We start from the raw sequence: 22,953 nt of genomic DNA on the forward strand, positions 1-22,953 counted from the left end.
GCTGTTGATCATATCGGCTTGCCAGCAGCGGGCGAGCGCGGCTTGACGCTGCCAGGCACAATTTTGGCGCCCCAGTCGCGAATCATGTCCTGCACGAAAGGGTCGTTCTGTATGGTTTCTTCGGCCTGGCGCTGGCGCTCCAATGCAGCGGCAGCATTGCGCCGCGCCGGCGAGTCGCTGACCGGGCCGAGTTCAACTACCAGTTGGAGCGCTTGCCCGGTGTCCTGAAACGCGGATAGCAGGGCCAATTGAAGCTTGTCACGCGCTGCAACCTGGTTCAAGGACTCGCTTTCCACGCGCAGGGTCCAGACACCATCGGCCTGCGAGCGCAGTTCGGACTGCAGCGCCAGTTCACGCGCCAGGGCCGCAACCATCTCGGCAGCCACCATGCGGTTGACAAGCGTCGTCCATTCATCGCCCAGCGGGCTGTCCAGCGGCGGCATCACAGCGACAGGCGCAGCCGGTGTGGCGGAAGCTGCCGTGGCCTGCACGGGCTCCGGTGCAGGCACTGGTCCGGCTGCGGGGGCCGGCGTAGCAAGCAATTCGTCTTCCCAGGGCGGCCTCTGTAGCGCTCCAGGTGCTACCAAATCAGGAGCTGCGGGCGCCCGCTGGATATGGGCCGGAGGGCGATTTGATTCAAAATTCGAGCGTGTCGCCGGCGCTGCAGCCGGAGTTGGAACCGGCACTGGCACTGCGGCCGGACGGATGGCCGGGGTGGCCACAAGGGCGGCCGGAGCCCGCTCAGGCTGCGGCTTTTTTGGGGGCTCGACGGCGCTCCCCAAGGTGGTGGCCACGGCACCGGCAGGCTTGAAGGCCAGCAGGCGCAGCAGCACCATGGTCAGCGCCGCATAGTCATCGGGCGCCAGGCCCAGTTCGGCCCGGCCATGCAAGCACAGGCTGTAAAGCAGTTGCGTCTCATCGGCCGGCATGGCCTGGGCCAGCCGCGCGGTCGCAGCGATGTCGGGGTCGACTTCATCGTCGCCCTCGCCGATGCCGGGCACCGCCTGCAGCACCGCCATGCGCTGTAGCACGGTGGCCATTTCTTCCAGCGTGGAGGCGGCGCTCAGGCCATTCAGGCGCAACACCTCGGAGGTTTCGACCACGCTTTTGCCGTCGCCGCGCGCCAGCGCATCGAGTAGCTGGAACACGTAGCTGCGGTCCACGCTGCCCAGCATCAGGCGCACGCTGGCCTCCTGCAACTGGCCGGAACCAAAGGCTATCGCCTGGTCGGTCAGCGACAGCGCATCACGCATGGAGCCACGCGCCGCGCGCGCCAGCAGGCGCAGGGCCTGCGGCTCCGACGCGACGTTTTCGGTCTGCAGCACTTGGCCCAGGTGGTCGAGAATGGTTTCCGGCGCCATCGGCCGCAGGTTGAACTGCAGGCAGCGCGACAGCACGGTGGCCGGCACCTTCTGCGGATCGGTCGTGGCCAGCACGAACTTGAGGTACTCGGGCGGCTCCTCCAGCGTCTTGAGCATGGCGTTGAAGGCCGTGTTCGTCAGCATGTGGACCTCGTCGATCATGAAGACCTTGAAGCGCCCCACCACCGGCTTGTAGACCGCCTGCTCCAGCAACTGCGCAATCTCGTCAACGCCCCGGTTCGAGGCCGCGTCGAGCTCGGTGTAGTCGACAAACCGGCCGCTGTCGATGTCGGTGCAGGCCTGGCAGACGCCGCAGGGCGTGGCGGTGATGCCGCCCTGCCCGTCCGGGCCCAGGCAGTTGAGTGATTTGGCCAGGATGCGGGAGATGGTGGTCTTGCCGACGCCGCGCGTGCCGGTGAACAGGTAGGCATGGTGCAGGCGCTGCGTCGTCAGCGCATTGCCCAGGGCCTGCACCACATGCGACTGCCCGACCATTTCAGAAAAATTCCGGGGGCGGTATTTGCGGGCAAGCACGAGGTAGGACATGGCGTCGATTCTAAAGCGCCGCCCGGAGGGTTTTTGCGGGTCTGGCCCTTTAAGTCCCCGCCCCTGCCCTTACAATAGAAAGCGACGGGCCTTCCCGCATGGTGAAGCGGCCAACCGGGTCAGATGGGGAACCAAGCAGCCCTAACTGCGGAGCCAGTGCCGGGGTCAAGGCTCGTCACCTTTTTTTGGCTGTGATCGGCTTGTCTCGGTCGCAGCCGCAAACCGCGCAAGCGCCTCCCGCAGGCAGGGCAGCTTGCGCTGCACACTGCCGAGATTGCCTTCGCTGGCGTTGTGGTGCAGCGAAACCAGCGCCATGTGCACCTCAGTGGCAGCAATCGCCGATGACGCCCCCAGCAGCGAATGCAGATGGCGCGCGACCGGAGAAGAATCGCCATCCTGCAAAGCGCGCTCCAGCTCGGCCATCACCATGGGCAGTCGTTCGACGAACGACTGCACCACCGCGTCCAGAAGCTCCTGATCACCCCCCAGTCGCTCCAGCGCAGCCTCGCGCTCGAACACAGGCAAACCTGCCGGGGCGCGCTGCCTGGGTACAGGCGTATCGCCAGCTGCCGCTATATCAGCTCTGGCCACCCAGCGGGTCAGGGCATCCCGCAAGGTCGCCCGTGCCACCGGTTTGGCGATGTAGTCGTTCATGCCCGCCTGTAGGCATTTTTGTGCGTCGCCCTCACTGGCATTGGCGGTCATCGCAATGATGGGCGTCAACACACCATTTTTTCGCAAACTCCGCGTAGCCTCGTAACCATCCATCACCGGCATCTGGCAATCCATCAGGATGGCTAAAAAATCACCAGCGCCGCCTTGCTCCACCGCATCGCGCCCATTGCCCACCACCATCACGTCGTCATAGCCCAGTTTGTTGAGCAGGCCCACAGCCACAATCTGATTGGTCGGGTTGTCTTCGGCCAGCAAAATCCGGCCGGAACGTTTGTGGGCCTCGGGCTCAGGCGGGGCCGACTGGCTGCCAGTGACCGCGCCTGACGCCAGGCGCACGTTGTCAAGCACCAGTGTGAAGGTGGACCCCTTGCCGGGAACACTGTCCAGCTCAACCCGACCGCCCATCAGCGCACTGAGCTGCCTGACAATGGCCAGCCCCAAGCCGGTCCCGCCGTATTTGCGGGTGGTCGACGTGTCGGCCTGCACAAAGTTGTTGAATATCCGCGCCTGCACTTCTGACGCAATGCCTATGCCGGAGTCGGTGACTGAAAACCTCAAACCAATCCGGTCGCCGGTCCGCTCACCGGCTTCAACCAGCAGGCCCAGCTCGCCGACCTCGGTGAACTTCAGCGCATTGCCAAGCAGGTTGACAAGAATTTGCCGCAGGCGCGACGGGTCGCCCCAGATCCATTGCGGCAGCGCAGGGTCCACCACGCGCTGGAACATCAGGCTTTTGGCGCTGGCCCGGTAGGCAAACAGGTCTGCGACATCGGCCAGCAAGCGCGGCAGGTTGAAGGGGACATCTTCCAGCACGGTCTGACCGGCATCGATTTTTGCAAGGTCCAGAAAGTCGTTCACCAGCACCAGCAAGGACTGCGCACTGCCGTCGATCAACTGCGCAAACTGGGCTTGTTGTGGGCTCAAGGCTTCGTCCAGCAGCAACTGGGTGATGCCCAGAATACCGTTGAGCGGCGTGCGAATCTCATGGCTCATGGTCGCCAGAAAGCTGCTCTTGGCCTGGTTGGCAGCTTCGGCAGCCTCCTTGGCCTTTTGCAGTTCAACCTCGGCCGCCCGTCGCGCAGTGACGTCCCGGAAGCTCCACACGCGGCCCCTCAACCGGGCTCCAAGCAGATGCGGTTTTGAGGATCGCTCAAGGACGCGACCGTCCTTGAATTCGAGAAGGTCGAAGCTTTCGGCCTCGTTCGTGCGGTAAAGCTGATCCACCTTATTGCGGAAATTGTCCGCATCTTCTAGCTGGGTCAGCGCGAAGCCCATCAACTCCGAGTTGCTTGCACTCTCCATTTCTTTCGGGATGCGCCACATATCCAGAAACTGCTGGTTGAAGAGCAGGACTTCGCGCTCGTCGTTGACCACCAAAATACCGTCCGCGGTGGCTTCCAGCGTGGCGCTGGTGATGGCGGCGGCCTTTTGCTGCTCAATCTCTGCGCGTTTACGTGCGGTGATGTCCTGGTTGGTACCGCTGGCGCGCAAGGCCCGGCCATTGGTATCGCGCCGCGTGACCCGCCCGACGCTCAGCACCCAGGCATTCATTCCGTCAGCTTTGCGGACACGGTGCTCCACCGAATAACTCTCCTGGGTGCCCTTGAGTACCGGCACAAAGGCATCCCGAATGGCGAGCTGATCCTCGCGTGGAACCAGCGCCACCAGTGCCTGCAAGGTGGTCACGGTGGTGCCGCCGCTGCCGCCCACCAGTTCGGCCCAGTTCTCCGACAGATAGACCTGACCGCTTTCAAGATCAAAGTCCCACAGCACAACGCCGGAGGCCACAAACGCGCGATGCTGTCTTTCCTCGCTCAGGCGCAGGGCTTCCTCGGCATCTTTCGCGGCGCTCACATCCACATAGGTAGTCACAAAGCCACCTCCCGGCATGGGCGCACCGCGAATGTCGAGGGTGGTGCCGTTGGGGCGGGTGCGCTGAAAATGGTGCGGCGCCGGATCGCGGGCGCGCTCCACAATCTCATCCACCAGAGCCTCCAGCGGGCCATCGCTGTACTCGCCACGCGCAGCGTTGTGGCGAATGATGCTTTCGAAAGTGACAACCGGCGTCTCAAACAAGCTGTCGGGAAGATCCAGCAATCGGCGAAACTGAGCGTTGTGCGCAACCAGGTGCAGATCGCCGTCGAACACACTCATACCGCAGGGCAGGTTCTCCAGCACCGCCTGCAACAGCCTGTTGGCCTGGCGCAGTTCTTCCTCAACGGCTTTCTTTGCAGTGATGTCCTGCAGTGCTCCCACCAGACGAACGGGCTGCCCACCCTCGTATTCTGCAAGCCCGATGGAGCGGGTCCAGACCCGGCGCCCTTTCGCCGTGACCATGGGCAGTTCCAGGTCCCAGGGCTTGCCGGTGCGCATGGCTTCTTCGGCCGTTTTCTCGATGATGGCCTGTGACTCGGGGTCAAAATGCGCATGGTGTGTGGCAAAGTCGGGCTCAAAGTCGGCAGGCAGCTCGTAAATGCGCTTGCACTGGTCCGTCCATTTGATGGCGCGTTGGCGCAAGTCGACCTCCCAGCCGCCGACACCAGCGATCCGTTCGGCCCGGTCCAGAAAGCGGTTGCTGGCGCGCAATTCCTCTTCAACCAGTTTGTAGCTGGAGATATCTTCCACCGCCCCGACAAATCCGCGCTGCGGCGGATCGCCCCAGGTTACGGTACGTGCCTGAGCTCGCACGTGAGCCACTTCACCGTTGTGCCGAAGCAGGCGATATTCCATTCGCATGGCACCGCCGCGTGCTGCTGACTGCGTCAGTTCGCTGAAAACAGCTTCCCGGTCTGCCGGATGAATCGCATCGCGCCAGGCGCCACCAAAACTCTGGCTCCGGGGAATGCCGTAAATTTCTCGCCATCGGGGGTTGGTATAAGTGCAGTTGCCTTGAGCGTCCGCGTGAAAGATGCCCAGAGGCGAGGTTTCAGCAATCAGTTTGAACCGGTCTTCATGACCCACCACCTCGAAATAATGAAAGCGCTCCCGCAGCAGCAGCGCCTGCGCCACCGCGTCGGCCAGGTCGCTCAGCGCATGCAGCTGCCCCGCGGTGAGTTGGCGCGGCTGACGGTCGATCACACACAAGGTTCCCAGGCGCTCGCCGCCCGGCATGACAATCGGCGCCCCGGCATAAAAGCGTATGCCGGGCTCGCCCGTGACCAGCGGGTTGGTCTTGAAGCGGGCGTCCAGCAAGGCATCGCCAACTTCCAGCAGCTCGCCGCCCTCAATCGCGTGGGCACAGAAGGCAAAATCGCGCGCCGTCTCGGCTACGCCTTCCAGACCGACGTTGGCTTTGAACCACTGACGCCTGTCGTCCAGCAGACTGACCAACGAGATCGGCGTGCCACAAATCGTGCTGGCCGCGCGAGTCAACGCGTCAAAAATGGGTTCAGGCCCGCTGTCCATCACCGCCAGCAAGCGCAGCCGCGCCAAGCGGCGGGTCTCGGCTTCAGGGTCTGAAGCAGGGCCCGATATGGAAGGGGTGCTCATTCGTGCTCAAGCGCATGCAACTCGACCACCGGCACAAGTTTCAACCCGTCCCCGCGCGAGACCAGGGCTGAGCCGCCAGCCACCACCCATTTTGAAAATCCGGTGGTCACTTCGCTGGCGCAGCAGATCTGCCAGGCTTCGCTCCGCGCGTGCTCACCGAGCGCCTTGGCGGCATCCACCGCCTCGCCGCTGGCAAAGGTCAGACCTTCACCGCCATGCAGCGGGTCTTTGATATGAGCCAACGTGACCGCGCCACCGCACAGGGCAATCGTGACCGGCGAAGCAACAATATCGCCATGCGCCGGTTCGGACACCATGGCGTGAAAGGCAGCCTGGACGATTTTCTGCAGACCCAGCGCTGCACGTACCGCCAGCAAACCGGTGTTGGCTGCGCCCGCGTCGCCCGTGTCCGGAAAAATCGCCAGCAGATCGTTGCCGGCGGGCACCAGGCGACTGGCACCAAACAGGTACAAGGTGTCACTGGCTGCCTGGTAAACGCGCCGGGTGGCGTTGAAGCGCCGGGCCTGCGGAAAGCGGTGGTTGATGCTGCTGAACAGATCCACCAGCAACACCGTCGCGTTGTCGTAGCGAACCTCCAGATTGGTGTCGTCCTGCGCGCTCCAGCGCTCATTGAGCTCCTGCATCAGGCGCTTTTCGTAGCGCAGGGACAAGGCATCTTTCTGCGCGCGCAGCGCAGTTTTCATTTTTTCAGCAAACTGACGGTCGTACTGCGCGCGCTGCACTTCCCGCTTGGCCAGCAAGGCAGCGACCGCCCGCCGCAACTCAGCCGCCCGGAAAGGCTTGGACAGGTAGTCATCGGCCCCCGCCGTCATACCGGTGCGTACATGCGCGCGTTCCGTCATGGCGGTGAGCATGATGACCGGTATGGTGGAAAGCGCGACCTCGCGTTTGAGCGCCGCCACTAGCTGGTAGCCGTTCAGCCCCGGCATGACGACATCGCAAACAATCAGTGCGGGCACATATTGGCGTGCCAGCTCCAGGCCGGTGGGGCCATCTTCTGCCTCAAGCACTTCGTAACCGGCACTGCGCAGCACAGAGCTGCTGAGCAGCCGCTGCGTCAGGTCGTCTTCAATCACCAGAATCAGCGGCGCCTGCTGCGGCAGTTCAGAGTTGTCGTCCATTGCGCCAGGATCAGGGCCCATGGTTGCCGCCCGCGCCAGGCACCACCACCACCGTCAGCCAATAACCGGCCAACTGGCTGATGGCCTTGACAAAACTGTCAAAATCCACCGGCTTGGTGATGTAGGAGTTGCAGCGCAGGCCGTACATCTTCTGGATGTCGGCGGCCTCGTAAGAGGTGGTGAGCACCACCACCGGCAGATGCTTGAGCTTGTCGTCCTTGACGATCTCGGACAGCACCTCGTAGCCGTCCATCACCGGCATGTGCATGTCCAGCAAAATCAGATCGGGTGTGGGCACGTCGGCATACGGCCCCTCTTTGCGCAGAAACTGCAGGCACTTCATGCCGTTGTCCACATGGTGCAGATGCACGGACAGGCGGGCTGCATCAAAGGCCTCACGGGTCAGGAAAACATCGTCCTCGTTGTCTTCAACCAGCAAAATCTCGGCAAATCGGCTGTCAGCAAGCGGTGTGACTTTCATGCGGGGCGGCTTTCTGGAAAAGTGTCCGGTAGGGTGAAGCAGAAGGTGCTTCCTTCACCCAGCGTTGATGTTAGCCATATTCTGCCGCCATGGCGCTGAACCACGCGGCGGCATATCGCAAGCCCAATGCCCGTGCCCGAATAGGCTTGTTGGGTATGCAGCCGGGTAAACACCTCAAAGATTTTCTCGTGGTGCCTGGCGTCAATGCCAATCCCGTTGTCGGTGACTGAAAATTCCCATGCGTGCTCTGTTCTGCGTGCCGACACATGCACCACTGGCGCCCTGTCGGCACAGTACTTGATACCGTTGCCAATCAGATTGAGAAATAGCTGTACCAGTTGTGTACGGTCACCAATAATTTCCGGCAACTCGCCGCAGCTTACCCGGGCTCCGCGGCCAACAATGGCGGCATCCAGTAGTTGAAGGACTTCATCAAGCATCTCAGCACAATGCACAGGCACAAAGGGCCGTACTTCAGAATTCACCCGGGCGTAGGACAGCAAGTCCTCGGTCAGTTGCTCCAGCCTTTTGACAGCAGCAGCAGTACGGTGGATCAGTGACAGCGCCTTGTCGTCGAGCTTGTCTGCATAATTTTTTTCGAGAATCTGCACAAAGCCGCCTATCGAGCGCAGCGGTGTTTTGAGGTCGTGCGAGGCAATGTAAGCAAACTGCTGCAGGTCCAGGTTGCTGCGCTCCAACGCCTCGTGAGCGCGCACACGGGCTGTGACATCGCGCAGGATCACCGAGAAAACCTTGCCCTCAGCGGTATCGAGCTGTGAAATCGCGGCCTCGATCGGAAACTCGTCGCCGCTGGCACGCTGGCCGTAAATCAGGGTGCCGCCGCCCATGCTTCGCGATGTTGTGCCCAGGGCAGAAAACCGTCCGACGTGCTCGGCATGGGCGGTACGAAAGCGCTCAGGTATCAGCATTTCCAGCCGCTTGCCGAGTACCTGTTCGAGCGGCCAGCCAAATATTCGCTCGGCGGCACGGTTGTACAGGACGATGCGCTGATCTGCGTCCACCGTGATGATGGCGTCCATGGCCGACTCCAGGATGCCGCGCATACGCGCCTCGCTGGCTGACAGCGCTTGTCCCGACTGAGCCAGAACTGCGGATGCCTTGCTGATGGCCCTGGCGACTTCATCGACTTCCCGGATGGGCAGCGCAGGCAAAACCACGGCCTGACCGTAGCCCAGTTTTTCAGCCGCAGACCGCAGCGCGTGAATAGCCCAGGCGATGCGCCCGCCCAGAACCCAGGCCAAACCCAGGCTGCCAGCGAGCAGCAACGCGGCAAAACCAGCGAGCAACCAGAGCGAACGCCACAAGTCGGCGGTCAGACTTTCAATCGGCGTAGCAATGGCCACACTCCAGCCCGACTTGGCCGAACGCGCATAAACGACCAGAGCAGGTATGCCTTCCAGCGTGACGAGTTCAAACGCGCCCTGATTACGTTCTTTCAGCCGCTCAACCAAGCCCGGCGCCACACTTTTTCCGACGAAGCGCTCGATCTCGTGAGTGCGCCCCACCACCTTGGCAGACGCATCGGCAATCACAGCAATCCGGTCTGGCGGCAGCCCTTGGGCCTGCAATATCTTTTGAAAATGTGCGGGAAGCAGCACGCCAACCAGGGAGTGGGTGAGGCCAGTACCAGCACCCACGCGGACAGGAAGCGCCACATTGATGACGAACCTGCCGAGAAGTGGCCCAAAAAACAGATTGGAGATGTCCGTCCGGCCTGATGAAAGAACACGCTCAAGCTGGGCCAGGTTGGCGGTTTTGGGCAAGGCTTGCCCAAAAACCCCGGCTGTGTTGAGTAGCTGCTGACCGCCCGCATCAATCAACACAAAATTGTTCACGTAGTGGTCGGCCAGTACCTCGGTGGCTTGCGCATGAAAGGCCCGCAGGTCTTGCTGCGCCAGCGACGGTGACGTGGACAAGGCTCGCAAAGACCTTTCAACGCCCTCGAACTCCCGGTCCACCGCCAACACCAACACCCGCGCGGTTGTGAGCAAGTCCTGTACCAGGCGCTCACGCCCACGCTGATAGTCGTAATAAAAAAGTACGGCAGCCAGCAACACAGCCGGAATCAGGCAAACCGCCACCAAGCCAGCCAGCCTAGAACGTATCGACGGAATCGACTTTGATTTCAAGAATTTCCAGCCTGTTTTTTTGTTCCGCAAGCGTAGTCGCAATCGCCAGCCCGGACAAGGGAACAAGCCCCCAGCCTGCGGTGGCACAGGGTGGGGCTGCTGACTTGAAGACCTCTTTCATCGCGGTGGAGGTCTGCAGCGCATGATCGGCAATTTGCGCCAATGCCAGTGAAGCCAGCGCATAGGTGCCGCTGATCACCCCCTTGTAGGCCACTTCAGCAGCCACTGCGTCCTGGCCCAGGCCTTCGGTAGCGGCCACGATACAGGCTTCAATGCCGAGACATCCCGCGTCGCTATACAGCGCTTCATCTTCGTAACTCACGCGGCAGCCGTACTGGTCCGGTCCGTCCGGGTCACTGTAGAACCGCACCATCATGCTTATTGATCTTTCCAAATACACGGGCAGTGATGGGACGGCTCTCACCCTCGCCCTTTGGGAGAGGGACGGGGTGAGGGATTGAGCGTTCCGACTGTCATGAGTTTTGAAACGCTCAATAGCTCCTGGCGTACAAGGACGCACTATCTGCTATCAAATAAATAGCTGGTTACGCCCGTCATACAAGGGCTACAGCCCGAAATTCCTCAAAACACCCAGCCCGGCCATGCGCCCGCTGGCCAAGCAGGCACTCAGCAGATAGCCGCCAGTGGGCGCTTCCCAGTCGAGCATTTCACCGGCGCAAAACACCGGCGGGTCGAGGCCGGGTGGCACCACTATTTTCAGCGTCGCGTCGAGTGATTCAAACAACACACCACCGGCACTGCTGATGGCCTCGTCGATGGGGCGCGCGGCCACCACACGCACCGGCAGCGCCTTGATGGCACGGGCTAGCTGCACCGCATCGTTCATCGCTTCCTTGCCCAGTAGCTCGTGCAGCATCGCGGCCTTGATCCCTTCGATGCCGAGTCGGCTCTTGAGGTGGCTGGACAGCGAGCGCGAGCCGCGCGGGTGCCGCACCTCGACCAGCACCTGCTCCGGCAACTTGTCCGGCAGTAGGTCCAGATGGAAGGTGGCGCTGCCGTTCAGCACAATTTCACCGCGCAGCAAGCTGGAGGCAGCGTAGATGAGGCTGCCTTCCACGCCGGTGGCAGTCGCAACAAACTCGCCTTTGCGGGCGAAGCTGCGACCGCGTGAATCGGTGAAAACAATGGCGACCGACTTGAAGGGCTGACCCGCAAAGCGGCTGGCGAAATGGTCGGTCCAGCCCGGCTGCTGGAACGAGCCCTGGCCGATCAACTCGCGGAAAAACTCGCGGCGGGTTTCGCCCTGCTGCGCGACTGCCAGCGCGTGCGGCTCCGGTCCCACGTCAAAGCCGCAGTTCGCCGGTTGCAGCGGCGCCACCGCCACGCCGCGTTGGGCCAGCAGTGACACCCAGGCACCGTCCGAGCCCAGGCGCGCCCAACTGCCGCCGCCCAGCGCCAGCACCACCGCGTCGACCTGGAAGCTTGTCTCGCCGGCCGGTGTTTCAAATTTCAGCGAACCATCTTCTGCCCAGCCCAGCCAGCGGTGCCGCATCGCGAACTTCACGCCGGCAGCGCGCAGCCGGTGCAGCCAGGCACGCAGCAGCGGGGCCGCTTTCATGTCTTTGGGGAACACCCGGCCCGAGCTGCCGACAAAGGTGTCCACCCCCAGCGCCTGCGCCCAGGCACGCAGCTCGGTCGGGCCGAAGGCGGCCAGCAGCGGCTGTAGTTGCGCACTGCGCTCGCCATAACGACCGAGAAAAGCCTCGGGCCCTTCCGAATGTGTGAGGTTCAACCCGCCCTTGCCGGCCAGCAGAAACTTGCGGCCCACTGAAGGCATGGCGTCGTAAACCTGAACCTGTAGTCCGGGCACGCCGGCGCCGGCCAGCACCTCGGCAGCCATCAGGCCGGCGGGGCCGCCGCCGATGACGGCCACACGCAGCGGGGAAGCGGAAGAAGAAGGTAGGTCGTTCAAGAAAAGTCCGTCTGCACAAGGGGGCAATGGGTGAAGCACAACAGCCTAGTACTGCAACCCGGAAGTAGCGAGACAAAATGAAAGTGATGGCTTCGTGCCCAGGGCAAGGCGCAAGCCGCAGCGAAGGCTGTGCGCCTTCGCAAGGGTTGCAACGCCGCCATGGGTGCGAAGACGCGCTTTCATGTTTCGATATTTTCGGGTTGCAGTACTAGGGGTCCAGACCATCCGTGATGCTCTGTTTTTGATAGCTACTCAGGCACAACCAGAAAGGGCTACAGTCTAAAAGGCTTGAAAACTGCGGAAAAGGCGGTTCTCGCGGGCTGCGCACCCATTATTGCAGGCCACCGGCCACACCTGCATCACACCGCTGCCAGTCGCCACTCCCGGCACTGGACTCGGAGCCTGTGAACAAATAGCGGCACGAATGCTGCATGTCTTTTGGCAGCACGCACGGCTAACTGACGATGCACTTCCTGCCGGGGTACGCGCCGGATCTGAACCCGATGAGTTGGCGTGGAGCCACGCCAAGCGCAGCGCCAGCAAACGAGGACCGATCAAGACGGGCGAGAAAATGCAGGCGCAGGTTGATGAGGAACTGACCAAGATCAAGGAAAACCCAGCACTGGTCAGGCAGTTCTTTAAACATCCAACTGTCGCCTATAGTTTTGACTTATGAGTAAGAATGGCGATCATGAGCCCCTGATGCCTTTTGTCAGGGAGTCGATTCGTCCCGGCGCGGTGATTCATAGTGACGGATCACCGGCCTACAGAAAGCTTGACGACATCGGATATGGACACCGCAGAACGGTTCATCTTGGATCGGACACGCCAGCCCAAGAATCGATGCCAGCCGTTCACCCAGGTTGTGTAAACCTGAAAGCATCGCAAATGTTCAAATTGAAATTCAAATCGTGGACACCGATGAATCGCTTGAAACCCCCGTCAGTATTGGCTTCGCAGCCTTGCTGGCTCATTTAAACCGGACACTACTGCATGAAAATAAATTCTGAAGATTTCCGTGTGCAGGCAGGCAAGAAGGTCAAACTCAAGAAGTGGCCGACCATGGTGAAGCCAGTCTACCAGTCCAAGGAGCAGTATCAAAAACTCCTGGCGGAGCATGTTGCGCAACTGAGCGCCTTGCAACAACTGCAATACGCATCCAACAGTTATGCCGTGCTGCTGATTTTTCAGGCGATGGATGCCGCCGGAAAAGACGGCGCCATCAAGCATGTGATGTCCGGCGTCAACCCGCAAGGCTGTCAGGTTTTCAGTTTCAAACATCCGAGTGCTGCGGAGCTGGAGCACGATTTTCTATGGCGCACTACCCAGTGTCTGCCGGAGCGCGGCCGAATCGGCATCTTCAACCGGTCCTATTACGAGGAGGTGCTGATCGTTCGCGTGCATCCGGAGATTCTGCGCAGCGAGGGCGTGCCGGGTGAGTTGCTCGACGAGAAAACTATCTGGCAGGAGCGCTATCGTTCCATTGTGGACTTGGAGAATCATCTCACCCGTAACGGCACGCGGATCATCAAATTCTTTCTTTATCTGTCTAAGGAGGAACAGCGCAAGCGCTTCCTCGATCGCATCGACGAACCGGAAAAGAACTGGAAATTCAGCCTTGCCGACCTTACGGAGAGGAAATTCTGGAACGAATACATGTTGGCCTACGAGGAATGCCTGAGCGCCACCAGCACGCGCAATGCGCCCTGGTATGTCGTTCCGGCCGACGACAAAGAGAACGCGAGGCTGATTATTTCTCAGATCATTCTCGACACGCTCGAGGCGCTCAAGATGCGCTACCCTGAAACTGACGCAAAACGTCGACAGGAATTGCAGGCTATTCGCAAACAGCTTGCGAAGCAAAATTGATGTAGCAATAAATCGGGGATATATGTATGACAGCATTTCGCAAAAGTCGGCATAGCGCGGCGCAGCAGGCACGGATGGTTCAGAAGCGGGTATCTCCTGACTTCCTGGATCCGGTGCACGAGTGGCGTCGTCTCTTCGCCGAGACTTGGGGCACGTTCCTGCTGGTTCTCGTCGCAGCGGGGGGCGGGGTGGTTGCTGCCAAAAGCGGCGGCGCTGTCACCCTGGGCATGATAGTGGTTGCGCCCGGGCTCATGGTGATGGCGATCATCTACTTTATGGGCACCGTGAGCGGCGCGCATCTGAACCCGGCAGTCACCTTGGCATTCGCGGTGCGGCGCAACTTCCCGTGGCGCCGGGTGCCGGGCTACGTCCTGGCACAGATGGTCGGCGGTATCGCGGCGGCGCTCTTCCTGCGGACCATGTTCGGCAACGTCGGCGCGCTGGGCGCGACGGTGCCGGGCAGCGGTATCAGCAGCGGGACAGCGTTGGCGATGGAGGTGGTGTTGACAGCCGGATTGGTGAACACGATCCTGGGCACGGCCTCGGGGGCGCGCAACATCGGCACCAACGGCGCCATCGCGGTGGGTGGGTACATTGCTCTGGCGGGTCTTTGGGCGGCACCGATCAGCGGCGCCTCGATGAATCCGGTGCGATCATTGGCGCCGGACCTGGTGCGGGGCGACCTTGGCACGGCGTGGATCTATTTGGTGGGGCCGGTCCTGGGCGCCCTGATCGGGGTCGCCTTCGAGTGGATACTCAAGGGCAAGCCCACCGCCGCCGGCGCAATGGCGGCGCAAGGCTCCCTCGGCGTCGATGATTCGACGCAGACACGTGAGTAAGATGGCATCTTCGCGAGTCGACGACGTGATTCCTTGATCGGAAATCGATTGCCGCAGCCCATGGCTTGGAGGTGACGCCGCCGATGCGTTGGCCTACACAGGTACAAAACTGGCAGGGGCGGCTAAGACTTCTTTTTGAACCGCAAGGCAAGCGCACTCTTCTATAGGGCTTTGGTCACGACCACATATTAGGCCCCCTATCCAATGCAAGCCGCAAGGTCGTGCCTTCGTGCGGCGCGCTTTGGACGCTCAGCTCCGCCCCGATCAACTGTGCCTGCTCGCGCAGACCCACCAGACCGTAGTGCCCGGGATGCGACGCACTTGAATCGAACCCCACGCCATCGTCCTCGATACGCAGTTCCAGACGCCCGTCAGCAGCATCGCGCAGACTCACCCTCACCAGGCTGGCCATGGCGTGACGCTCCACATTGCGCAGCGCCTCCTCAACGATGCGGAACAGTGTTTCGGCACGCTCGTCCGCGAAGCTGGCGGCGCGGGGTTCACTGCTGTAATCGACGGCCAGGCCGGTGCGCTCGGAAAAGAGCTTGATGGCATCGGCCAGTGCCGCACCCAGCCCAACATCGCGCACGGCGTTGAAACGCAATTGGGTGATGGCGGCGCGCGCCTCTTTCAGACCTTGGTGGGCCGCTTGCTCGGCGTGGGCCAATTCATCAGGCAAGGCCGCGGGATCGTGGACATGCAGTTTCTTGAGCAGGCGAACCTCGGTGAGCATGGCCATCATCGAATGCGCGAGCGTATCGTGCAGGTCGCGCGCAATCTTTAGGCGTTCGCGCACCACCGCGGCGTAGCGCGTCTCTTTCGCGAGCCGTTCGACCTCGCGGGTACGGGTGGCGACGCGTTGTTCGAGTTCGGCACTGAGGGTGCGCAACTCGCTGCGCTCAAGCTGTAAAGCGCCCAGCACATTTGCAAAAGCGGCCCCGACCCGCGCGACCTCGTCGATGCCGGAGGGCACCTCGATACGCTGCGCCTTGCCCCTGCCCACGTCCTGGACGGATCGTGTCAAAGCCGTCAATCGCCTGGTCAGATGGCGCGCGATCAGCACGCCGAGCAGCGCGGCGCTGCCCCCCAGTCCCAAAGAGACCCACAAGATATGCAACCACAAGGCATCGGCACGCTGATACGCGCGATCCGCCGGTTCAGCGAGTAGCACACGCCAGCCCAGTGTGCGCAGCGTGCTACCCGTCGATGGTTCCGCGCGGGCCACCAGAACGACCTGCCCGTCATCGAGACGTTCCAATGCTGGCGCTGAGGTAGCAGTGCTGGCGCCAGAGAATGCCTGTGTCGCGTCGACGAAGGCAATGTCCTTGACCTGCGTGCCGTGCCAGCGCTTGCCCTGAAGCGCGTCCGGGCCGATCAAAACCAGTCCATCTTTATCCAGCACCAATGCCTGGGTGGCGCTGGGGAGATGCAGCGTCTCTCGCAGACCCTGTACGTAGTTTCGTATCCAGCGCAAGCTCAACTCTGCGTCCACCACGCCCACGACACGGCCCTGCGGATTTCGCACGGGGGTCATCATGTCGACAAATCGGTGTGCCTCGCCGCCGGGCAGCGGAGCCAGCTTCTTGTGCAGCGGTACGGTGCCATGTGCATCGCCGATCCAAGCCCCCTTCAACCCACGCGCGAACCCGGGGCGTTCGGCGACGCTGCTACCTTCGAGCAGGCCGCCGCTGGCGGCCACGACCGTACCTTTTGCATCGGCTAAACCAATCCATTCGAACTCTGGGTAAGTAAATCGCAAGTCGTCGAGCACCGCACGCAGCGCGCGCGGCGTATCGGAACCCAGATCCGTTCGTAGCATGGTCGCCACCGCCCGTATCGACTGCAGCCGCAAGGCAAGGGCCTGGTCGAGTTCGGCGGCCAATTGGCCGGTGCTCAATGCTAACTGTCGGCCGTGTTGTTGCAACAGGCTCGTTCGGGCCATTCCCCCGAGCCACAACGCCGCAACCAGCGCGAAGACCAGGAACAGTGCGACGACCAGCCAGCCGAGTGCGCTAGCCAGGCTGCGTCGAGGATCCAGATAGCGCAGCAGGCGCGGCATTCAGCGAGTTGGGATTGAGATAAGCATTCCGGCATTGTCACAAGTGACGAAAGTAACTGCAAGCTCATGACCTGTGGCCCTCGCGACCCGGCAAGGCATCCAGTAGACTTATATCCATGAAAAAGATAATGGGTCATTTCTGCGCATCCCCCCCACAGCACGGATATTCAACGTGGACGAGTTGATTCAACGGGTGGCGCAACGGGCGGGTATCTCGCCAGCGCAGGCGGCACTGGCCATCGCGGAGATGCTGAGCTACCTCACGGCGCGGCTACCCTCCCCGGTGGTCGGGCGCATCCGCGAGCTATTGGAGGATGCGCAATACCCGCGCAGCCCCGACGGCGGCCAAGGGGGTGTCAAGTGACTGCGGCATCTCCTGACGAATCGCCGCGCATCCGGGTGCTGGTTGCCGACGATCAGGCCTTGGTTCGCCGCGGGATGACGTTGATGCTCGCGGTTGAACCGGACATAGAAGTGGTGGGTCAGGCGTGCGACGGCGCGGAAGCCGTTGAGATGGCACAGCAGTTGCTGCCTGACGTGGTGCTGATGGATTTGCACATGCCGCGCATGGGCGGCGTGGCCGCCACGCGCGCGATCACGTTGTCGCTGCCGCGCACGCATGTGCTGGTGCTGACCACGCTGGACGCTGAAGAAACGGTCTTTGAAGCCATCCGCGCCGGCGCCCATGCCTATCTGTTGAAGGACGCGACCGAGGAAGAATTGCTGGAGACGGTGCGCGCGGTGCATCGCGGTGAATCCAGGCTGACCCCGCAGATCGCGCGCAAGGTCATGGATCAATTTCGCCGGCTCGCGCCGCTGCCCGAAGGCCCGCCGGGCGATGCAGCCTTGAGCCCGGCGGTGACGCCGCAGCCGGTTCAAGCCGCTGCGCAAACCAAGGCGCAAAGTGTCATGACCGAGCCACTGACCGACAAGGAAGAAAAAATTCTGCAGTGCATCACCGAGGGCAAGAGCAACAGGCAGATCGCCAATGCGGTGTTCCTGGCCGAGGGCACGGTCAAGAACTACGTCAGTCGCATCATGGAAAAGCTGCACGCCAACACGCGCACCGAGTTGGCCGTGATGTCGGTGCGCCAACGGCGCGGCGATTAGAACCGTCTCATCATCCGCTATGCCGCGCGCGTGCCCATCCTGACTGCCTCGCATTGGCTCTCGCTGCACGGGCTGCTCACCGTCGTTGGGCTAGTCGTGTATGTGGTGGCCTCCCACGTGCTACAGCAACGGCGCCATCCATCCGCTGCGATCGGGTGGGTGTTGTTTATGCTGCTGTTGCCCTACGCCGCGCTGCCGCTGTATCTGCTGTTCGGCACGCGCAAACTCACCCGCACCCCCCATTCATCGCTGCCCACCCGCGCCGCGCCGCCCACTAACGATGACAGCACCTGGCCAGCCGAGGTGGCCGTTGCGCTGGGACAACCGCGCCCCTCAAGGTACCGAGATTTAGGCGTTCACGCCAATGGTTCAGAGTCACTGCGAGCACTCCTGGAGGTGATCAATGGCGCACAACACACCCTGGACCTGTGCACCTTCATGCTCGGACGCGATGCGGTCGGTAATGCGGTAAGCGCCCATCTGATCGCCAGGGCTCACGCCGGTGTGCGGGTGCGGCTGCTGCTCGACGGGGTGGGCCGCCTACTGGGCGGGCGGCCCGATCTGTCCGCGTTGAGGCACGCGGGTGTGCAGGTTGGGCTCTTCGTGCCCCCCTTGCACTCTCCCCTGAAAGGCCGCACGAATCTGCGCAACCACCGCAAGCTCGTGGTGGCCGACGCCGGCCACGCGGCCGAACGGCTGTGGTGCGGCGGGCGCAATCTCGCCGCCGAGTATTTCGAAGGTCAGCCCGGTCGCGTGGCGTGGCGCGACCTGAGCTTCGATCTGCAAGGCCCGCTGGCCCGGCAAGCGGCCGATCTGTTCCAGCGCGACTGGGTGTTCGCGGCGGGGGACCAAGCGCCGGCCACTGGCGCTTCGACGGCGGCGGACGCCAGGGCTGCCCCTGTCGCATCACCGGGTGAGCCTGCCGGACAAGTCATCGCCTCGGGCCCTGACCAACCCGACGACACCGTGCACGCGCTGCTCGTCAGCGCCGCCTACCGCGCGTGCTCACGCATAGCGCTTGTCTCGCCTTACGTCGTGCTCGACGACGCCTTGCTGATGGCGCTGTGCCTGGCGGCAAGGCGGGGCGTACAAGTGGATTTGCTATTGCCAGCCCGCTCCAACCATCGGCTCGCCGATATCGTGCGGAATCGCTCCCTGCGCGCACTGGCCGGGGCGGGGGTGCATGTCTGGCTGGCGCCGCACATGCTGCACGCCAAGCTGGCCATTGTTGATGACGTGCTGGCACTGGTGGGTACCACCAACCTCGACGGTCGCAGCCTGTTCCTTAACTACGAGCTGATGGTGGCATTTCATGAGGCCAGCGATATCGCCCGCTACAGCGCGTGGTTCAATCTCGAACGTGCTACGGCCCGCCCGTATGTGGCGCAGCCGCCCGGTCTGCTGCGTGACCTCGGCGAAGGGCTGGTGCTGTGGATCGGTTTCCAACTCTGACCGTGCCCAGCCGGGCCGGATTGCCAAAGTCACAACGAAATCGTGACCTGCGGCACGTCCAAGTCATGACTTTCGGGCGCTTACATCCGCCAGGCCGAGGCCTAAAGTTCGAAGCATGGACGCACGGACAAAGACCACGCCGCGACGTTCAAACCCGATAGATCAACATGAAAAGGACCAGGCTATGAACAAGACCGATATTGCCGTTGCGGTGTATGACACCCATACCCAAGCGGAATCCGCCGTGAAGGCGCTGCAACTCGCCGGCTTCGACATGAAGAAGCTCTCGATCATCGGCAAGGATTATCACACCGAGGAACACGTCGTCGGATTTCTCAATGCCGGCGATCGGGCCAAGTTCTTCGGCAAGCTTGGTGCGTTCTGGGGCGGCCTGATGGGTATGCTATTCGGCTCCGCCCTGTTCTTCGTGCCGGTGGTGGGCCATGTGATCGTTCTGGGCCCGCTCGCGGCGACCATCTTCGGTGGCCTGCAAGGCGCCGTCCTGGTGGGTGGCGCCAGCGCCCTGGTCGGGGCCTTGATGGCCATTGGCATTCCCAGGGATTCCGTGCTGCGTTACGAAACCGCGCTGAAGGCCAATAAGTTTCTGTTGATTGTTCATGGCGACGCGCAGGAGATCAAGCGGGCGCATGAACTGCTCGCGACCTCCGGTCTTGCTTCGTTCGATCATCACGCCGTCGCCTGAGCTGCCCCGTACCAGGCTCATCTCTGACGCAAACGAAGCAAACATCCTCCACACAGTCAACCTGAATTCATTGATAAGGAGCACATTATGAAACTCACCCTCAAACCCTTGACCGTAGCCGTCCTGATCGCCACCGCGCAACTCTCCGGTGTGGCGTTCGCGCAGGCCACGAAAACGCCTACGGCGCAAGCGGCGCCCGCTACAGCGAAGGCGCCGATTGCGATCCAGTCTCCCACCGACTGGATCATCTATGACGACACGACCTTCACCCCGGTCGCGGATTCGATCAGCCTTCACCTGGATGCGGCGCGCAAGGCTTTCGATGCCAAGGACAACAAAAAGGCGGCAGCGGAGATGCGCGCCGTGGCCGATGAGTTGAAGGAACAGGCCGCCCGTGCCGCCAAGGCCGACAAGGCCCGCGCCAAGTCTGAGATGCAGCTCGCACACGATACCTCCAGGCGTATGGACGCGGTGGCCGGCAAGGTCAGCGCCGCCGCCGCAGGCATCGAGAGCGGCAAAATCAAGACCAAGGCGGACTTGGACAAAGCCATCGACAAAGCGGCCCGCGCCGACATGGAGCGCCGTTGGCTGGTGACGGACGTGGCCACCTGGTACCCGGTGACCGAAGAACCGCAACGGCATTTCGGCAGCGCCATCGAAGCCTACGCGAAGAAGGACTACAAAGCAGCGGCGACCGAGATCCGCAAGGCGATCGGCTACGTGCGCTTGGAAGCTGGCCGCGTCACCGGCGCCGCCAAGCAGGCACTCGACAACTCCGTGACGGAACTCGACAAGCTCGTCGCCTCCGTCGAGAAGGGCGCGGTCAAGGACGAGAAGGTCATGGACAAGGCGTTCGCCAACGCCAACCACGCGCTCGCCTTAGCGCATCGTACCAAGGCGGCTGAATCGTGGGCGCGCAAGGAATACAACCAGGCCGGCTACGAACTCAAAGCGGCTGCCCGCGGACTGGAAAGCGCTGCGGGCTGGGTCGGCGCGGAAGCAAAGGCAGGTACTTCCGCAGTTGTCGCCGGTACCCGTGCACTGGGTGATAAGCTCGCCTCCGGTGCGACCTGGACGCGCGATGAAGTCGCCAAGGGCTTCGAGTCGCTGGGCAACGCCATCAATGCACTGGGCCAGAAGATTGGCAGCAGCAAGAACTGACGATGCGTGTCATGAGTACCTTGAGGCCCGCGTCAAGGCAGAAGTAAAAAAGACGAAGAAGAGTCTTTTTAGGTCTGACACCCAATCACGCTAAATGCTTTGGAAGGAACACATATGAAACTCATCTTCAAACCCCTGACCGTAGCCGTTCTGATCTCCGCCGCGCAACTCTCTGGTGTTGTGCTCGCCCAAACCACCATCGTGACCAAGATGGACCTGGCTCAAACCGGGCAGGTGTCGCCCACGACGGCTACCGCCAAGGCAGATCCCTTGGCGGGCGGCGCAGAGATCTTCGAGAATCTCACCGAGGCCTCGCCCGTGATAGATGCGGCGGCCTTCAAGAAATCGTTGGCCAAATTCGAGACGCTTTACCCGGCGATTTCAGCCCATCTGTCTCCCGACCGAAAGAAACGCTTGGATTCCTTGGTGAGTGGCGTTCGCAACGCTTGGCAGAAAGGAGATCGCGGTGCGATGGCGATCCAGTCCATTGAAATCTACCGCTTGCTTGAGGAGTCGATTAATCGTAGCGGTCAACCGGTACCCGTGGAGGTTCCCATGCTCGATTACGCTGGTTTCAAGCTCAACGCGCTGCTGCTTTCACATCAACCCGACTGGAAGCAGGCTGGCAAGACGGCGCAGGAGGCAGCGGCGTGGTGGACTGCTATCGAAGCCCATATTACCGACAAGTCCCTTAGGGACGCCATGACTCACACCATCGCCGGCATTAAAGAGGCTGTCGTCCGGAAAGATCCCAAACTCCTGCGCTTTGCAGCGGACATGGATCTCATCCTGGTTGACGGTTTGGAAGTGTTTTTCAATTCTCACGCATCAACCCGTTAGCATGTTTGGCTCAGGCTCAGGCACCGCTATACTTTTAATCTCTCAGTGTTCTGCCGCTGACTGGCAGGTCTGCGCCAACTGGCGGTTCCGTGCTTGTCTTGACTTGCGGATGTCACGCTGGTCATCGCTGTGTGCGACAGCGCACAGACTCGTGCGCTGCGCGCACCCTGTGTGCAGGAATATCGCCACGACCCGATCGCTTTCGTCCTCTGTCGCGAAGGCATGATTTTTCAATTCGTCGAATTTTCCTGTTCGGCCTCTGGAAGGAGAACGACCCATGTTACGCAGCATAAACGATCTGGAAGATTGCGCGATCCACGCGACCGATGGCGCCATTGGCCATGTGAAAGATTTTTATTTCGATGACACAGCCTGGGTTATCCGCTATCTCGTTGTCGATACCGGTACCTGGCTCTCGAGTCGAGAAGTGCTGATCTCGCCTATCTCGATGGGCCATCCGGACTGGACGGAAAAGGTGCTACCCGTCTCGATCACGAAAGAGCAAGTGAAGAATAGCCCCGACATCGACACCCGGAAGCCAGTGTCGCGACAGCACGAAATAGAGTATCTCGGATATTACGGCTACCCGTTTTACTGGGGTGGTGACGGACTCTGGGGCGGGGAGATGTATCCGACCGTCATGCTGCCGAGCTACGCCGGCTTCATACCGACACCGCCTGTCGATCCGTCCGAAGCCGAGAAGGCCTATGCACAAGCCGAAGCAGCGCGGCGCCAAGACGACGATCCCCATCTGCAAAGTGGTAACGCGGTCCTGCACTATCACCTTCATGCAAGCGATGGCGACATCGGTCACGTGCAGGGTCTGCTCGTCGATGACGAGACCTGGGCCATTCGATATCTCGTCGTGAACACCAGCAATTGGTGGGTCGGTCATCGCGTGCTCATCGCACCGCAATGGATAGAAAATGTGAGCTGGCTCAACGCCACGGTTTCCGTCAACCTGACACGCCAAGCCGTGAAAGACGCTCCCCTATACGACCCGGCGGTGCAGCTAAATCGTGAGCAGGAAATAAGCATCCACGAACATTACGGGCGGCGCGGCTATTGGGCGGACGAAGCGAAACGTAAAGCCGAAACAGCAGACCATTAGGTCCGCGCCAGGCGTGGCTGCCCGAATAGCAG

17 protein-coding genes, 1 other RNA gene and 2 pseudogenes are annotated in these 22,953 nt (G+C 61.7%); 12 read left to right on the plus strand and 8 right to left on the minus strand.

The window, feature by feature from the left end:
- Positions 1 to 8: 8 nt before the first annotated feature.
- Positions 9 to 1,907 carry a DNA polymerase III subunit gamma/tau gene (dnaX, locus tag Q8O29_RS10180; protein WP_305562398.1) on the minus strand — a complete coding sequence of 633 codons (1,899 nt, stop codon included), beginning with the start codon at positions 1,905 to 1,907 and terminating at the stop codon, positions 9 to 11.
- Between the two features lie 83 nt (positions 1,908 to 1,990).
- On the opposite strand from dnaX, the gene ffs reads away from it, so the two are divergent.
- An RNA gene (ffs, locus tag Q8O29_RS10185) (signal recognition particle sRNA small type) lies at positions 1,991 to 2,087 on the plus strand.
- On the opposite strand, the gene Q8O29_RS10190 is transcribed toward ffs, so the two are convergent.
- From Q8O29_RS10190 to Q8O29_RS10215, 6 genes are all read right to left on the minus strand, one after another.
- Positions 2,073 to 6,071: a PAS-domain containing protein gene (locus Q8O29_RS10190; protein WP_305562400.1), complete on the minus strand. Its 3,999-nt coding sequence runs from the start codon at positions 6,069 to 6,071 to the stop codon at positions 2,073 to 2,075. The genes ffs and Q8O29_RS10190 overlap by 15 nt on opposite strands.
- Positions 6,068 to 7,213, minus strand: a complete 1,146-nt coding sequence (locus tag Q8O29_RS10195) for a response regulator (protein ID WP_305562401.1) — start codon at positions 7,211 to 7,213, stop codon at positions 6,068 to 6,070. The genes Q8O29_RS10190 and Q8O29_RS10195 overlap by 4 nt, the downstream gene beginning before the upstream one ends.
- Positions 7,214 to 7,223: 10 nt before the next feature.
- Complete coding sequence (locus tag Q8O29_RS10200) at positions 7,224 to 7,694, minus strand: response regulator (RefSeq protein ID WP_305562403.1); 471 nt, start codon at positions 7,692 to 7,694, stop codon at positions 7,224 to 7,226.
- A complete protein-coding gene (locus tag Q8O29_RS10205; RefSeq protein ID WP_305562405.1) occupies positions 7,691 to 9,844 on the minus strand; it encodes an ATP-binding protein in 2,154 nt (717 codons plus the stop codon). Before Q8O29_RS10205 ends, Q8O29_RS10200 begins: the two co-directional genes overlap by 4 nt.
- Positions 9,810 to 10,220, minus strand: coding sequence for a hypothetical protein (locus Q8O29_RS10210; RefSeq protein WP_305562407.1), 411 nt, complete (start codon positions 10,218 to 10,220; stop codon positions 9,810 to 9,812). Before Q8O29_RS10210 ends, Q8O29_RS10205 begins: the two co-directional genes overlap by 35 nt.
- 189 nt (positions 10,221 to 10,409) lie before the next feature.
- A complete protein-coding gene (locus tag Q8O29_RS10215; RefSeq protein WP_305562409.1) occupies positions 10,410 to 11,777 on the minus strand; it encodes a TIGR03862 family flavoprotein in 1,368 nt (455 codons plus the stop codon).
- Positions 11,778 to 12,235: 458 nt separating this feature from the next.
- Here Q8O29_RS10215 and Q8O29_RS10220 point away from each other — a divergent pair.
- The 4 genes and pseudogenes from Q8O29_RS10220 to Q8O29_RS10235 form a co-directional block, all read left to right on the plus strand.
- A pseudogene (locus tag Q8O29_RS10220) lies at positions 12,236 to 12,453 on the plus strand (transposase); the annotation flags it as partial.
- Positions 12,454 to 12,467: 14 nt separating this feature from the next.
- Positions 12,468 to 12,755 (plus strand): annotated as a pseudogene (locus tag Q8O29_RS10225) (transposase); the annotation flags it as partial.
- 15 nt (positions 12,756 to 12,770) lie between these two features.
- Positions 12,771 to 13,646 (plus strand): ADP-polyphosphate phosphotransferase, encoded by an 876-nt coding sequence (locus tag Q8O29_RS10230; RefSeq protein ID WP_305562411.1) that lies wholly within the window; start codon positions 12,771 to 12,773, stop codon positions 13,644 to 13,646.
- 26 nt (positions 13,647 to 13,672) lie between these two features.
- Complete coding sequence (locus tag Q8O29_RS10235) at positions 13,673 to 14,485, plus strand: MIP/aquaporin family protein (protein WP_305562413.1); 813 nt, start codon at positions 13,673 to 13,675, stop codon at positions 14,483 to 14,485.
- Between the two features lie 175 nt (positions 14,486 to 14,660).
- On the opposite strand, the gene Q8O29_RS10240 is transcribed toward Q8O29_RS10235, so the two are convergent.
- Positions 14,661 to 16,544: a histidine kinase gene (locus Q8O29_RS10240; protein ID WP_305562415.1), complete on the minus strand. Its 1,884-nt coding sequence runs from the start codon at positions 16,542 to 16,544 to the stop codon at positions 14,661 to 14,663.
- A gap of 172 nt (positions 16,545 to 16,716) precedes the next feature.
- Between Q8O29_RS10240 and Q8O29_RS10245 the strand changes: the two genes are divergently transcribed.
- From Q8O29_RS10245 to Q8O29_RS10275, 7 genes are all read left to right on the plus strand, one after another.
- Positions 16,717 to 16,908 (plus strand): hypothetical protein, encoded by a 192-nt coding sequence (locus Q8O29_RS10245; protein ID WP_305562417.1) that lies wholly within the window; start codon positions 16,717 to 16,719, stop codon positions 16,906 to 16,908.
- Positions 16,905 to 17,654 (plus strand): response regulator transcription factor, encoded by a 750-nt coding sequence (locus Q8O29_RS10250; protein WP_305562419.1) that lies wholly within the window; start codon positions 16,905 to 16,907, stop codon positions 17,652 to 17,654. The genes Q8O29_RS10245 and Q8O29_RS10250 overlap by 4 nt, the downstream gene beginning before the upstream one ends.
- Before the next feature lie 30 nt (positions 17,655 to 17,684).
- Positions 17,685 to 19,106, plus strand: coding sequence for a phosphatidylserine/phosphatidylglycerophosphate/cardiolipin synthase family protein (locus tag Q8O29_RS10255; RefSeq protein ID WP_371134200.1), 1,422 nt, complete (start codon positions 17,685 to 17,687; stop codon positions 19,104 to 19,106).
- Between the two features lie 184 nt (positions 19,107 to 19,290).
- Positions 19,291 to 19,809, plus strand: coding sequence for a general stress protein (locus Q8O29_RS10260; protein ID WP_305562421.1), 519 nt, complete (start codon positions 19,291 to 19,293; stop codon positions 19,807 to 19,809).
- A gap of 87 nt (positions 19,810 to 19,896) precedes the next feature.
- Positions 19,897 to 20,970 carry a hypothetical protein gene (locus Q8O29_RS10265; protein ID WP_305562423.1) on the plus strand — a complete coding sequence of 358 codons (1,074 nt, stop codon included), beginning with the start codon at positions 19,897 to 19,899 and terminating at the stop codon, positions 20,968 to 20,970.
- Positions 20,971 to 21,084: 114 nt separating this feature from the next.
- Positions 21,085 to 21,810 carry a hypothetical protein gene (locus Q8O29_RS10270; RefSeq protein WP_305562425.1) on the plus strand — a complete coding sequence of 242 codons (726 nt, stop codon included), beginning with the start codon at positions 21,085 to 21,087 and terminating at the stop codon, positions 21,808 to 21,810.
- Between the two features lie 277 nt (positions 21,811 to 22,087).
- Positions 22,088 to 22,921: a PRC-barrel domain-containing protein gene (locus Q8O29_RS10275; protein ID WP_305562427.1), complete on the plus strand. Its 834-nt coding sequence runs from the start codon at positions 22,088 to 22,090 to the stop codon at positions 22,919 to 22,921.
- Positions 22,922 to 22,953: the final 32 nt, after the last annotated feature.

Origin of the sequence: Polaromonas sp., from assembly GCF_030689685.1 — a bacterium.
In the GTDB taxonomy this organism is placed as follows: domain Bacteria; phylum Pseudomonadota; class Gammaproteobacteria; order Burkholderiales; family Burkholderiaceae_C; genus Polaromonas.